We start from the raw sequence: 13998 nt of genomic DNA on the forward strand, positions 1-13998 counted from the left end.
TTACACAACAGGAGATTGATCACGCCATGAATAGACTGAATAATCGACCAAGAAAAAGGTTAGGATACCTTACACCCAATCAGGTATTCTTCAAAAATACGCTTGCACTTCAAAATTGAACTCGCGACTAGTTTTTTATCATGCAATGAAAACAAGTATAGGAATAAAATTTTGAATAAACAAATACAAAACTTTCAAAACTAACCAACCATCTCGTCAAAAAAATGCGTAGGCCACAGAAAATCAGACAACAAGCAAGCATACAAAGTCCGTGATCGTTTTTAAGCTCCAGTGTCTTTTTTTTTGAAAGCTGTCTCTTTTAGAAGAACCTGCCAACGCCTTCCCCGATGATGAGAAAGAAACTTGGCTGGTTATCCCAAAATAATAGGCTGCGCGCAGATGTCAGTTTTATTAGAAATCGAAAAATTGTCTACGACGTTAAACGCCGTATGCTGATAGCAATTCAGTTCCGCAAAGACTTGAATGAGTTCAATAAAGCGGTTTCATTGCCCATAAAAAACGCCGGCAATTTTAGCGATAACAACGACTATTACTTATTCGATGCCGACATTCGGGATAACTGACGATCTCACCTCAGTTCAATCCCATTGGTATGAACGGATTGCCAGTTTTAATTCTGCAAATGCATTATCCAATTCGACCATCAATGCACCGACATCCGAGCGACCTGCTTCTTGCCCGAGAACTTTTAAAACCGCCATGGTGCGCTCAGCAGAAAAGATTCCTAACATCCCCATCAGTGTATGAACATGACGCGGTAAATTTTCGAATGAATTTTGTTGAGCATCATCCTTTATTTGCTGCACGTAGGTGGGGGCTTCAAGTAAAAACAATTCAACAATTTTTTCAAAAATCACGCGATCTTCATCAAAGTTAATGCGTGCTTTAACAAAATCCGCAATGAGTAATTCTTCTTTTTCAGGTACTTTTTCTGCCTCTTCGGGAGCCCGAGTCTGACCTAACTTATTCAGCTCTCGCCATAAGGCCTCGGTATTAATTGGCTTACTCAAATAACCATCCATCCCTGCTGTCAAACACTTTTCGCGAGTACCTTCGACGACGTGCGCGGTCAATCCAATAATAGGAATATGACCTTTTGCTCCATTCTCTTCACGATGACGGATCTGCATCGTGGCATCAAATCCGTTTAACAATGGCATATCCACATCCATCAAAATCAAATCATAGTCACCAGTACGCCACTTTTCGATGGCAACAAGTCCGTTCTGTGCAATGTCAATGGTGTGGCCAAACTTGACTAGCAAGCCTTTAACCAACGCCTGATTAACTGCGTTATCCTCTGCTAACAACACATGTAGCTTGTGCGGCGCTTCAGGTAAAAATTGACGTGCAACACGGACAGGTTCTGATTTATCTTTGAGCCCTAATGTATTCATCATTGCGTCAAACAAACTGGATTGTGTGTAGGGTTTGAGCAGATATGTCGACACACCTAATTCACTGCATTTCACGGTGTCTTCGTGTTGTCGATCGGAGGTAAGCATAATAATGACAGACACGTCATCGATGTGTTGCATTCGTAGCGCATCAATCACAGAAAAGCCATCCAAATCAGGCATGCGGTTATCGAGCAATAAAAGTTTATAAGGTTCATTTGCCGTAGCCGCGCGGGCGACCTCTGTAATCGCCTGGCGTCCGCCTGCAACCGCAGTGGGAAGCATTCCCCATCGACGCAACAAATTTTCTGTCAATTGACGATGTGTTAAATTGTCGTCTGCGACTAACACGCGGATACCTTTAAGAGACATCGTGTCGTCTTGGATCAGCGAATTTTGTCTAACCCGTTCAAGCGCAACATTAATATAAAACGTGCTACCGTGACCTACGTCGCTTTCCAGTGAAATTTTTCCGCCCATCAAATGAACCAAGCGCGCTGAAATAGAAAGCCCAAGTCCCGTACCGCCATAAATTCGCGTGGTGGACGTGTCAGCCTGCGAGAACGAATCGAAGATCGCTTGAAATTTGGTCGCAGGTATACCTATACCAGTGTCTCTGACGGCAATAGACAGTAAAAGTACATCAGAATTGGATGGATCCACTGACCCCGTAGCTTTGATAACGACTTCGCCACTGTCTGTGAACTTGATTGCATTACCGATGAGGTTGACCAAAATTTGCCGCAGACGACCCGGATCACCAAGCAATATCTTCGGAATACTGGCATCAATGTCGATCAATAATTCCAGATTTTTTTTATGCGCACTTAATGCCATCGAACGCACGGTCTGAGACAGCATATCCAGCAAATCGAATTCAATATGATCGATTTGCATTTTCCCTGCTTCGATTTTCGAAAAATCGAGAATGTCATTAATAATAGTGAGTAAAGAATCGGCGGACAATTTCACCAATTCGAGATAGGTTTTTTGCTCTTCACTTAAATCCGTGTCCAGCGCCAATTCAGTCATGCCGATAATGCCGTTCATCGGCGTACGGATTTCATGGCTCATATTAGCCAGAAAATCACTCTTAGCACGACTAGCTCCTTCAGCTAGTTCTTTGGCATGATTTAATTGCGCTAACGATTGAATCCTTTCAGTGATATCCCGCGATGAATTAATCAATACAGTTTCGCCATCGGATTGATGTGCCATACCATTGATTTCCACATCAATAATACTTCCGTCTTTTCGTCGATGACGTGTGACAAAACGCGATAGCGTTTTTAAATTGAATTGCTGTTCAATGGCATTAGTCAATTCATCATCAGAAAGTTGGGCATCCCATAGTCTTGCGTGAGAACCGATAAGCGCCTCCCGCGGATACCCCAACATCGTACAAAATGAATCACTGGCCTCAATCAAAGTCCCATCACGTTTCAAAATGTGTAATCCATCGCTTGCGTTCTGTAGCAATGCGCGTCTTTTTTGATTTTCTTTTTCTACTTCTTTTTTGGCTGCTACTAATTCCTTGGTTCGCGCTTTTACCTCCTGGTTTATACGAGATGCATAACCGGATCCGATCAATAAGAGCGAACCAAGCAAACTAGTGCCTAGCATACCGACAACCAATAATGCCCAACTTTGCCAGTTGCGATGCGAAGCTAAGTAATAGGGCGTCGGTGCTGTTTCTATTTGATAGTGACGGCTACCAAAATAAAAAGAATACGCGATTAAATTTGTGCGATCTTGCGATTCGAAGTTGTCATAAATTGCTTTTTTTTCTCCCAGATCGATCAGCCTTGTATAGAGCATCGGGCGGGTTCTTTGCAGCACATTTTCCATGAAGTCTCCCATCCGCAACACCGTTAAAACGACATCCGATTGTGGATTACCTGGATCGACCGATAATATCAAAAGTACACCCGATTGCTGCTGACGCTCTTGCACCAATTTTATGGCCGCAGAAATGACCGTTCTGCCAGAAGTGATCGCTCTCTGAATCGCTTGGGATCGCACGGGATTAGAGGACAGGTCAAAGCCAAGCGCAGGTTCATTACCTGAAAGCGGCTCTACATAGGTGACTGGATAGTAAAAACTACGCACTTTGGAAATAACTAGTTTTCCTTGCGCATCGCGTTCCTTTAAGTCAAATTTTGGAACGTCTTTTCGTTGTAATTTTTTAAATTCTTCGCGTTGATTCTCGTTGATATGTGGCGCCCACTCTAATGCTTGAATCATAGGAAAATGAACTAATGATCGCTCAACAAAACGATGAAAACCTTCTCGTTTAACAGCGTAATTTTTATCTTGCATCATTAACCCTGCCATCTGCTCAAGCAGGGATTCTTGCTCACTTAATTTTGCCTGCAGTTCATTTTGTACATGCAACGAAGTTTTACGAAAATCAGTCAGTGAATCAGCGTACTCCCATTGATTAGCCTTAAAAAAAATAAGTACAAAAATCGAGAATGCTATGACGATGGGTAGTCCAACGGAAATTTTCCTTTGACGCCACAAATTTCGAGGCCCGCCAACGGCAATCAAAGACAATGGGAATAACAACATGGCGCCAAACGTATCGCCTACCCACCAAATAGCCCAGTTGGACAGAAAATTTTCAGAATTAAAAACACCGAGCGCCAGTAGGCTGGTACTAGAAAGAGACGAGCTAACGAGACAAATCACAGGCGTCAACAAAGAAAAGCGAACAATTTCTCCGATACGATCCAGACGCATGGGATAACCAATCGCTTTTTTCAACAACCAACTTCCCAAGCCGGCTTGTAAGGAAGAGGCTAGCGCGATAAAGATTGCTGAAACATACCCGATTGCATCGGGTAATTGGCCCAAACCATCAGCGATCCAAAGGTGAGTGATCAACGCTCCAACAAACACTGCAGGTATTTGGCTTAGACCGCCAACATAGACTGCGGCTAGAGCGATGCCTGCGGGTAGGAAAATTGGTAACGCAATACCAGGAGAAACTGCCAGCATCGCTCCAAATTTCCCGAAGACGACGTACAAGAAGGCGACACCCAAAGATAGAAGCAGAACTCTCATCGTTGATCGTTTTTCATTGTGGTGATTTAACATCATTTCTGAGTCATTGCATTAAGCAGTCGGATCAGTCGGATCAGTCCAATTAGGATGCAGAGAAAGCATCTGCCATCTTAGTTATTTTGGCAACTAATATCAGTGCCTGAGTGTACTTTTAACGTTTGCAAACAGGTAAATATTATGTTTATTAAAAATACACTTTGCCCTCTTTCTTCACTATTTTCCGCGATGATCTGCTGGGTGAACTAACGTTTCACGACAATTCACGATGCGCACCGACCAAAGTTATTGTGCACACGATTTTAAACAACAATATTTCATTAAGGAAACAAAATATTGTTAATCAACATTTTCTTACAAAACCAAAGAAAAGGAATCGCAGTTATAAAAGTTACTTTATTTTCAATGAACCTTATCCAAAAACAGCGTTGTCACCGCATTTCCTAAAGATTTTTCGAGTAACATATCAACGATGTATTTTTTGCAAAAATCTTAAATTGTCTTGTGTATCTCGCTGTCATAACCAAGAATTTTATAAAGCACTTTTATAAAATCCATACATGCCGAGCAAAAGGTTTAGTCATTTAGATTAAATAATTCATATTTTTACAAATTCATAAAAAATGTAGTTAAAAAGCTACTTCGAATAATCTTGAATCGAGTCTGTTAGCAATAACGTGTTAATGCCTTAGCATTTTTTCATGTCGATGATCTCCATCGACTAAAACGTCTCGTCGAATTTAATCGTGTTGTAATCACAAATTTATTGCATCGATACTTTGGCACTTGCATCATACGTAATGGTCAAAGTTCGTTCCCGAACAGACGATCGGACGACATTCATCGAGTATCGATCCCACAGAAAATGCGGGGTACAACCGATGTCACATAGTAACGTCAACGACGGATCAAACTCACGCATGCTGTTGGCTCGCACGGGTTCTATGGCGACGCTTATCACCTCGTTGGTGCTTTGTGCATGTGCCTCTCCGACTTCCCAGCCGTCTCCGGCTCTTTCATTCGCGATACCACTAAATTGGTCTAATCCAGCGACGATGGGTGACGACTCGTTGACAACGTGGTGGATCAGGTTTGACGATCCTGTTCTCAATCAACTGATAAGCCAGTCACTCAACAACAACCAGACAATAAAAATCGCTCAGACCGCGTTGCGCCAGGCATGGGCACAGCGTGATATTGCAGAAGCAACGTTACTGCCGACTTTGGACGGATCTGCGTCTGTACAACGCAATCGATTGAATGAAACCAATAACAATTTATTTCAGATGGGTGCGGCTGCAAATTGGTCACCTGATATCTTTGGCGGCGCAAGAAGCGGACGTAATGCCGCCGAAAACGCTGCGCTATCCAGCAACGCATCACTCGGCGACACAAAGGTCATGATTGCCGCCGAAGTAGGGTTGACTTATATCAGCCTACGCGACACCCAGACCCGCTTCGCCATCGCACGACAAAATCTGACAAACCAAGAAGAAATACTGCAAATTACAGAATGGCGCCAGAAGGCGGAACTGTTGACTATTCTTGAAGTCGAACAAGCTCGCACCGCCGCTGAGCAAACGCGGGCACTCATGCCGCAATTACAGATTTCTATTTCTCAAAATCAGTATGCTCTGGCTCTGTTGACTGGCCAACCACCGCAAACACTGGAATGGATGTTATCGGCAGCACAGCCGGTGCCGCAGGCTAAGGTTGAACTTGCGGTCCATATACCCGCCGATACGCTGCGCCAGCGAGCCGATATAAAAGCGGCTGAATACAATGTGCTGGCAGCACGCGAGCGCGTCAATCAGGCCGAAGCAGCGCGGCTGCCGAGCTTCGCACTCGGCGGTTCAATCGGCCTGAGTGCATTAACAGCAGGCATGTTGACCAATGGCGCGTCAGTGATCAGTTCGCTGATTGGTGAAGTTACCTTGCCAATTTTTGATGGTGGCGCAAAACGTGCGCAAGTTAGCTTGCAGCAAGCAGCGTTTGATCAGGCACATTTGACGTATGAAACAGCCGTGTTGACTGCCTTATCTGATGTAGAAAATGCCCTGCTTGCATTGCGCAATGATCAGTTGCGATATCACAGTCTGGCTATTGCAAGTGAATCCGCCGCCATTGCGTCTCAACTTGCAAACCAACGCTATCGCAGTGGAATCGTTGATTTTCAGGTCGTATTACAAACCCAACTTACCCAACTTATGACGCAAGATGCCGTCGCCAGTGCATACGCCGTTGTCAGCAGCGATCAAATTCGACTTTACAAGGCGCTTGGTGGGGGATGGCAATCTGAAAGTGAAACGAATCTCATAAAAAATGCGAGGTCTGAGATGTCAATAAAAAATCCAACAAAAAATGAGTCTAACCTGATCGCAATCCCATGAAGAAATCCGCCCCAACGACAGACACGCAGTCGCACGATGCTTTGCTCCTGGCGGCACCGTCGGAAAGCAAAGAGGCACACAACATCGAACCAGCACAAATAACGCAGACGACACAGTCTACACAATCTACGCAGGCCGCGGGGAACGCGCAGACGTCAAAAATTGATGCAAGTTTGCCAGCGAAAGATCGCGGCAAAATCGATATAAGTACCCTGCTTGCCGAACCGGGTTTTAAATCCTGGTACCGTCGTCCATTGGTCTGGTGTAGCATGCTGCTCGTGCTATTCATTGCAGGCATGATCTGGTGGTGGATGGCACGTAATGCGCAAAACGCGCTACCGGTCTACAACACCCAAGCAGCGACGCGTGGCAACATCACCTTGACCGTGACCGCCAACGGTACGCTACAACCTATTCGTTCAATTAACATTGGTAGTGAACTTTCCGGCACGGTGCTCAAGGTCAATGTTGATGTCAACGATATCGTTAAAAAGGGCGAAGTGCTGCTGGTGCTCGATCCGGCGAAATTGAATGACCAGATTTTGCGCTCCACTGCCACGCTGGATGCGGCGAAATCCAAAGTTGAACAGACTTCGGCCACGGTCAGAGAAGCCACGGCAAGTATGGCGCGGCTGACTGAGGTCGCCATCCTCTCCGCAGGTAAAGTGCCCTCCAAAGCCGAACTTGATACCGGTCGTGCAACGCTGGATCGCGCCAAAGCCGACGATCTCAGTGCCCAGGCCGGTGTGAACGATGCAAAAGCCGCACTATCAACTGATCAGATCACACTGTCCAAGGCCTCCATCAAAGCCCCTGCCGACGGCATCATACTGACCCGCACCGTCGATCCCGGCAATGCGGTAGCAGCCTCGTTACAAGCCGTCACGCTGTTCACGTTAGCTGACGATTTGAGCAAACTACGTCTGTGGGTATATGTTGATGAAGCCGACGTCGGCGCCGTCAAGGTCGGGCAGAATGCGACATTCACCGTCAGCGCTTATCTGAGCCGTAAATTCCCCGCCAAAATCACCCGCGTTGGCTTTGGCTCTACCATTACCGATGCTGTTGTCACTTACCTCACATATCTTGATGTCGACAACACCGATATGAGTCTGCGCCCTGGAATGACGGCAACAGCTTCGATTATCGCCGCGCAGCGCAATAACGTGTTGCTGGTTCCAAACACGGCATTGCGCTTCATGCCAGGCACCGCGTCAAGCGCAACCAAACCTGGCATGGCGTCGAGTCTGATTCCACACATTCCAGGCAACACCAATCGCAAGTCAGCCGCGGCTGGTGCCAGCACGGCACTCGCCAAGCAATTATGGGTGCTGCGTGACAAAGTAGCAGTTGCTGTAGCGGTCACACCGGGCATCAGCGACGGTCATATGACAGAAATCACAGGCGGTGATTTGCAGGCGGGCATGCTGGTCATTACCGATCAAACTAGTACCAAAGCTAAATGAACAGCGCCACTCCCCTTATTAGTTTGCGTGGCGTGACCAAGCGCTACGGCAGTGGTGCGGCCGAATTGATGGCATTAAAGGGAATCGACCTCGATATTCAAGCAGGAGAATTTGTCGCCATCAGTGGCCCCAGTGGCTCTGGCAAATCGACTGTAATGAATATTCTGGGATGCCTCGATACACCGAGTAGCGGGCAGTATCTATTCAAAGGTGCCCATGTTGAAGCGCTGTCTCGCGACCAGCGCGCGCGCCTGCGCCGCCAGTATCTTGGTTTTGTCTTTCAGGGATTTAATCTGCTTGCCCGCACCTCTGCGCAGGAAAACGTTGAACTACCGTTACTGTACCGTGGCGATAGCGCCAGCGTGCGCCGGGCTGCTGCAACGGTGGCGCTTCAGTCCGTTGGGCTCGGAGGTTGGGAAAGCCATACCCCATCCGAATTATCTGGTGGCCAACAACAACGCGTCGCCATCGCTCGCGCTATTGTCACCCAACCAGATGTGGTACTAGCAGATGAACCCACCGGCAATCTCGATACCCAGCGCAGCCATGAAATCATGGGATTGCTGATGGCACTCAACCGCGATCATGGCATTACGGTACTCATGGTAACGCACGAACCTGACATGGCAGCCTATGCCCGCCGCATGGTGATGTTCGTTGATGGGCGCATCGCCAGGGATGAAATTAATCCGCATCCAGCGACAGCGGCACCACCATCCCTGAATCCCAACGAAAGCACCTAATGCTGTTTTCCGTATTCATCCTCGCACTACGGTCGGTGCAGCGCAATTTGCTGCGCTCGTTTCTGACTATTTTAGGTATCGTCATTGGCGTATCCGCCGTCATTACGATGGTGACGCTGGGTAATGGCGCGACGCAAGCGATCAATACCCAAATATCCAGTCTGGGGGCGAATCTGTTGATTGTCAGCCCCGGTCAACGCGGGCCCGGTGGCGGTGGTTCGGGAGCAGGCAGTGCTGGTATTCCTCACTTTACGGATGCCGATGCTGACGCGATTGCCGCGCAGATAGGTGGCGTAGCACAAGTAGCGCCTTTAGGCCGTGCCAGCGTCACCGTCATTGCGAACGGCCGCAACTGGATTACCAGTGTATCTGGCAGCACCAATGAATGGTTTAAAACCGGCAACTGGACGCTGGCCAGTGGTCGCGAATTCGATCCGGATGAACAACGCGCTGGGTCCGCCGTGTGCATCATCGGTGAAACAGTACGTCGCGAAATTTTTGGTGGCACGCCGGGCAAAACAGGCTTAGGAGAATTATTGCGTGTCAAACAATTTTCCTGCAACGTCATCGGCATTTTAGGTAGCAAGGGACAGAGCGGCATGGGTGATCAGGATGATACCGTCGTGGTGCCATTGAATACACTACAGCGCCGTGTAACAGGGTCACATCGGGTCGATATGTTGATGGTCTCCATGCAAGAAAACGCCGATAGCGCACCACTCAAAGCAAGCCTGCGTCAGCTCATGCGCGAGCGCCGGAAATTGGCTGAACACGATGATGACAACTTTAATATTTTCGATACGCAACAGCTCGCCGAAACACTCTCCAGCACCATGGGTGTGCTGACCAGTCTGCTGGGTGCCGTGGCTGCAGTGAGTCTGTTGGTAGGTGGCATAGGAATTATGAATATCATGTTGGTCAGCGTCACCGAACGCACGCGTGAAATCGGCCTGCGGCTTGCCGTAGGCGCACTGGAAAAGGAAGTGCTTTTGCAGTTTCTGATTGAAGCCATGGTGCTATCGGCGCTCGGCGGCTTAGTGGGTGTCGTGATCGCCACTATCGCTTCGTATTTTCTGGCAGGGCTGATGAAGGTACCTTACGCATTTGATCCCACGATCAATCTGCTTTCATTGGTATTCTCTGCGGGCATTGGAATACTTTTCGGCTATTTTCCGGCACGCAATGCCGCTCGCATGGATCCTATCGTTGCACTACGACATGAATAATTTTTACTCCGCCTCAGGCTGAATCTTGAACCGCCTTGGCACGGATGAATTGATGACAAAACACAAGTAGCCCGCTGACTGCCGCAATCGTCACACACAAATACCCCAGCGGTGGTGCATCGAAGCGAAACAATGCGCTCATGTATGGCACATACAATACCAGCCCCAACATCAATAACGCGAACCCAACCACACTCCACAACGCCGGGTTATGCAATCGCACCGATTGAAGTAGCGGCAATGACCTCGACCGATTAATAAAAATCAGCCAGATATCGCCGACAATCATGCCACTAAAAGTCAGCGCACGTGCTTGAGCAACAGTCAATCCAGCCCATTGCGCCGACAGATAAACCGCCAGCAATACCACTAACAAAATCACACCTTGCTTTAACCCCAGCATCAACAATTCAGTGTTAAATATTTTTTGATCGGTGCGTCGAGGAGGTCTGTTCATGACATCAGCTTCTTCCGGTTCCGCTTCAAAAACGATAGAACAAGTCGGATCGATCATCAATTCAAAAAAAACGATATGCACAGGGAGCAAGATCAATGGCCATCCCATCATGACTGGCAGCATCGACATGCCAGTAATCGGGATATGGGCAGCAACCACGAACACAACTGCCTTGCGGATATTATCGACAATACGCCTGCCGAGCGCGACGGCAGCGACAATGGCATTAAAATCGTCATCCAACAGCACCAGTGCTGCCGATTCGCGCGCGACGTCGGTGCCGCGCCCGCCCATCGCGATGCCAATATGTGCCGCCTTGAGTGCGGGTGCATCGTTGACGCCGTCACCGGTCATGGCAACGACTTCACCGTTGGCTTTAAGTGCTGTGACCAATCGCAGTTTTTGTTGCGGTTGTAAGCGGCAAAACACATTGACCTGCGCCAAGCGCTTTTGCAGTTCCACATCGTCAAGCGTATCGAGATCCACTCCTGTCATGACGGCACTGCCATTGGCGATGCCGCATTGGCGGGCAATACTCATCGCAGTGGCCGGATAATCACCGGTCATCATCACGACACGAATACCCGCCGTATGACATTGTGAGATTGCCGCACTGACGCTGGGTCGAAGCGGATCAGCCAGCGCGATCAAACCAAGAAACTTGAACTCAAAATCATGCTGAATATCTGGCAGCGCATGTTGCTGAAAACTCGCCTTAGCGACTGCCAGGACGCGCAATCCCTGACTTGCGACCTGATCGACCTGAGCATTAATACTTTGCGTCTCATCGTCTGATAAATGGCACAAATCAATCATCGCTTCCGGTGCCCCCTTAGCGGCAATCACATAATCAACGCCATCAGGAGAATGCCAGACCCGCGACATCGCCAGCAATTGCGGCGACAGCGGATACTCTTCCACCAATGTCCAACGATCATGAATATGCTCCGTACCAGCGAGTGCGGTACGACCTGCTTCCTGAATCGCTTTTTCCATCGGATCAAAGGGGTCGCGTTGACTCGATAGCATAGAAAATTCCAGCGTTTCATGAAAAATTTCTAAAAAATCTGCCGGTGTTTTCACGCTTGAATCAACAAAAACATAGGTCTGGTCTTCTACGACGATCTGCGCCAAAGCCATGCGATTTTGTGTCAAGGTACCCGTTTTATCAACGCACAATACGGTTGCAGCGCCCAGCATTTCAATCGCAGCAATGCGGCATGTCAGCACTTGCTTTCTGGCGATCCGCCACGCACCAAGACCCAGAAAGATAGTCAAAATCAACGGCAACTCTGCTGGCAACAGTGACATCGCCATCGTCAAACCTGCCAGAATACCGTTCAGCCAATCGCCACGCGTAACGCCGTACCAGATCGTCAGTACTAAAACCAGAACAATGCTGGAAACAGAAATGACTCTGACCGCATGCGCTGTCTCATTTTGCAAATGACTGGGTTCCGCTTCCAGCGTGAATAATGCTTTGCCAATACCACCAAGAACAGTTTTAGCACCGGTCGCCTCTACCCGAGCTTTTCCCTTACCCTGCACCACCAGCGTCCCCGAATACAGGTACGGGTGATCATCGCCGCCAGGTGCCGCAAATCTGGGCATCGCTTCGCTGCCGGGCACCTTGCGCACCGGGATGGATTCACCACTCAACAACGACTCATCAATCGTCATGCCCAAGCTGTCGAGCAAAAATAAATCAGCCGGTACGCGATCACCTTCGGTCAAAAAAATGATATCGCCGCGTACGACTTCTCGACCAGGTATCCGCTTTTGCTCGCCATCGCGCAACACCAGTGCGTGTGGGCTAGACAAGTCACGCAATGCTTCCAACGCACGTTCACTCTTGCGTTCTTGTACAAAACTCATGCTCATAATGATTACCACTGAGCCCAACAAAATAGCGGCATCCTGCGTGCTGCCCAACACCAGATAAATGCTGCCACAAGCGATGAGCAAGATAAACATCGGTTCACGCACGATAGTCCAGGCGATCCCCAGCAGTGAGCGCGGCCTCGCGGTTGGCAATTCATTCACCCCGTCACTGAGCAGACGACGCTGCGCTTCCGTTGTGCTAAGCCCAGTGAGTATGTTCGTGGTATCTGGCATGTGGTTCCCGGCAATCTTGAAGTGTCTGAGAATCAAAACGCTATACAAATGGAGATGGTGCGTCTGTGCACTAACGCGCTGTTGGACAAGCCTGAGCGAAAGATTTGATGATGCTCACCTTCCACTCTGAAAAAAATCTATTAGACCCCTGAATGTGAACCGCTTTGCATTTTATGCATACTTTGTTGGGATATGTCTGCGTTGGCTGCCCATCATTCACCTCGGGCGCTTTTTTTAACTGAGGTGACAATCGTCGATGAGCACAACTTGTTGCAGCCGCCCAAATTCATGCGGAACCAATACTAAAAGTATTATTTTTTGGTACCGTACAGTGAGTATCATATTTCAAAAAAAACAATGATACAGTTTGAAGTGTCATTGCTTCCAAACAATTCCGAGTTAGTCCAATGATGAGAACAGTCATTGCTATTGCTGTCGCTCTGTTTTAATAAAGGTTATGCGAATGGACAAGCGACGGGCAGCTGCTGGGATTCACGATTGTTATCCAATGGTGTAAATAAAATTACAGCCATTTTTTCGGCTCTCGAAAGAGTTTATTTGCGGAGCAATTTTCTACTGGAGTTAATATTTTATGAAAAAGTTTTTTAGTGTGTACGCTATATTTTTATTTTTTTTGGGTGGATTAACGACATGGATGAATAATGCAGAAGCACAATCTGTATCGGAGCGTAATGGATTCGTTGCAGAAAAGCCTTTCATATACATAAAACAAGCATTTCTTGTTCAGGACAATGAAAAAGAAATTGTGGAAGAGATTAGAAGTGCGAGCACTTCCATTGCTTTATTTGCAATGGAATTAATGGCAACGACAGCAAATTCTTCCAAAGACTCTCTGAAGCATGTACTACCCGATTCACGCGAGCAACTACGTTTACTTCCGGAAGCAAGCAATGGAACAGATCGGTATATTTTCTCAGTCTTCTATTGCTGGAAATTGATCGCTCCCGATCAATTACAGGTACAGATTGAATGGCCCCCTATGTCAGGATAGATGTCGCGTCAATTAATTCACATCAACCGTATTGGGGCGGAGTAAAGACATGCAGTGAATCGTTATCCAGCAGAACGCAAGGAGGCCATCCTTAAGCAGATGATGCCG

7 protein-coding genes and 1 pseudogene are annotated in these 13998 nt (G+C 47.7%); 6 read left to right on the forward strand and 2 right to left on the reverse strand.

Translation table 11 applies throughout. The features are described from left to right. Positions 1 to 119, forward strand: a pseudogene (locus ACO0K1_RS19125) (IS30 family transposase); the annotation flags it as partial. Between the two features lie 480 nt (positions 120 to 599). Here the strand turns inward: ACO0K1_RS19125 and ACO0K1_RS19130 are convergent. Next, positions 600 to 4484 carry a response regulator gene (locus ACO0K1_RS19130; RefSeq protein ID WP_423028650.1) on the reverse strand — a complete coding sequence of 1295 codons (3885 nt, stop codon included), beginning with the start codon at positions 4482 to 4484 and terminating at the stop codon, positions 600 to 602. Between the two features lie 878 nt (positions 4485 to 5362). Between ACO0K1_RS19130 and ACO0K1_RS19135 the strand changes: the two genes are divergently transcribed. The 4 genes from ACO0K1_RS19135 to ACO0K1_RS19150 are packed head-to-tail and all read left to right on the forward strand — an operon-like array spanning position 5363 to position 10306. Further along, on the forward strand, positions 5363 to 6871 hold the full coding sequence (locus ACO0K1_RS19135; protein ID WP_423028652.1) for an efflux transporter outer membrane subunit: 1509 nt from the start codon (positions 5363 to 5365) through the stop codon (positions 6869 to 6871). Continuing rightward, positions 6868 to 8337, forward strand: coding sequence for an efflux RND transporter periplasmic adaptor subunit (locus ACO0K1_RS19140; RefSeq protein ID WP_423028654.1), 1470 nt, complete (start codon positions 6868 to 6870; stop codon positions 8335 to 8337). The genes ACO0K1_RS19135 and ACO0K1_RS19140 overlap by 4 nt, the downstream gene beginning before the upstream one ends. Next, entirely contained in the window at positions 8334 to 9080 is a 747-nt protein-coding gene (locus tag ACO0K1_RS19145) for an ABC transporter ATP-binding protein (RefSeq protein WP_423028656.1), read from the forward strand. The genes ACO0K1_RS19140 and ACO0K1_RS19145 overlap by 4 nt, the downstream gene beginning before the upstream one ends. Further along, positions 9080 to 10306 (forward strand): ABC transporter permease, encoded by a 1227-nt coding sequence (locus ACO0K1_RS19150; RefSeq protein ID WP_186913006.1) that lies wholly within the window; start codon positions 9080 to 9082, stop codon positions 10304 to 10306. Before ACO0K1_RS19145 ends, ACO0K1_RS19150 begins: the two co-directional genes overlap by 1 nt. Positions 10307 to 10319: 13 nt before the next feature. Here the strand turns inward: ACO0K1_RS19150 and ACO0K1_RS19155 are convergent, their stop codons facing one another. Beyond that, positions 10320 to 12878, reverse strand: coding sequence for a cation-translocating P-type ATPase (locus tag ACO0K1_RS19155; protein ID WP_423028658.1), 2559 nt, complete (start codon positions 12876 to 12878; stop codon positions 10320 to 10322). 592 nt (positions 12879 to 13470) lie between these two features. Here ACO0K1_RS19155 and ACO0K1_RS19160 point away from each other — a divergent pair. Further along, complete coding sequence (locus tag ACO0K1_RS19160; RefSeq protein WP_423028660.1) at positions 13471 to 13890, forward strand: hypothetical protein; 420 nt, start codon at positions 13471 to 13473, stop codon at positions 13888 to 13890. Positions 13891 to 13998 lie beyond the last annotated feature (108 nt).

The organism is Undibacterium sp. SXout20W (assembly GCF_049340285.1).
Lineage (GTDB): Bacteria > Pseudomonadota > Gammaproteobacteria > Burkholderiales > Burkholderiaceae_D > Undibacterium.

What these genes read in the sequence shown, in the direction of transcription:
- ACO0K1_RS19130 (WP_423028650.1), bottom strand. Translation starts at nt 4,484, where the DNA reads ATGAGAGTTCTGCTTCTATCTTTGGGTGTCGCCTTCTTGTACGTCGTC.
- ACO0K1_RS19135 (WP_423028652.1), top strand. Translation starts at nt 5,363, where the DNA reads ATGTCACATAGTAACGTCAACGACGGATCAAACTCACGCATGCTGTTG.
- ACO0K1_RS19140 (WP_423028654.1), top strand. Translation starts at nt 6,868, where the DNA reads ATGAAGAAATCCGCCCCAACGACAGACACGCAGTCGCACGATGCTTTG.
- ACO0K1_RS19145 (WP_423028656.1), top strand. Translation starts at nt 8,334, where the DNA reads ATGAACAGCGCCACTCCCCTTATTAGTTTGCGTGGCGTGACCAAGCGC.
- ACO0K1_RS19150 (WP_186913006.1), top strand. Translation starts at nt 9,080, where the DNA reads ATGCTGTTTTCCGTATTCATCCTCGCACTACGGTCGGTGCAGCGCAAT.
- ACO0K1_RS19155 (WP_423028658.1), bottom strand. Translation starts at nt 12,878, where the DNA reads ATGCCAGATACCACGAACATACTCACTGGGCTTAGCACAACGGAAGCG.
- ACO0K1_RS19160 (WP_423028660.1), top strand. Translation starts at nt 13,471, where the DNA reads ATGAAAAAGTTTTTTAGTGTGTACGCTATATTTTTATTTTTTTTGGGT.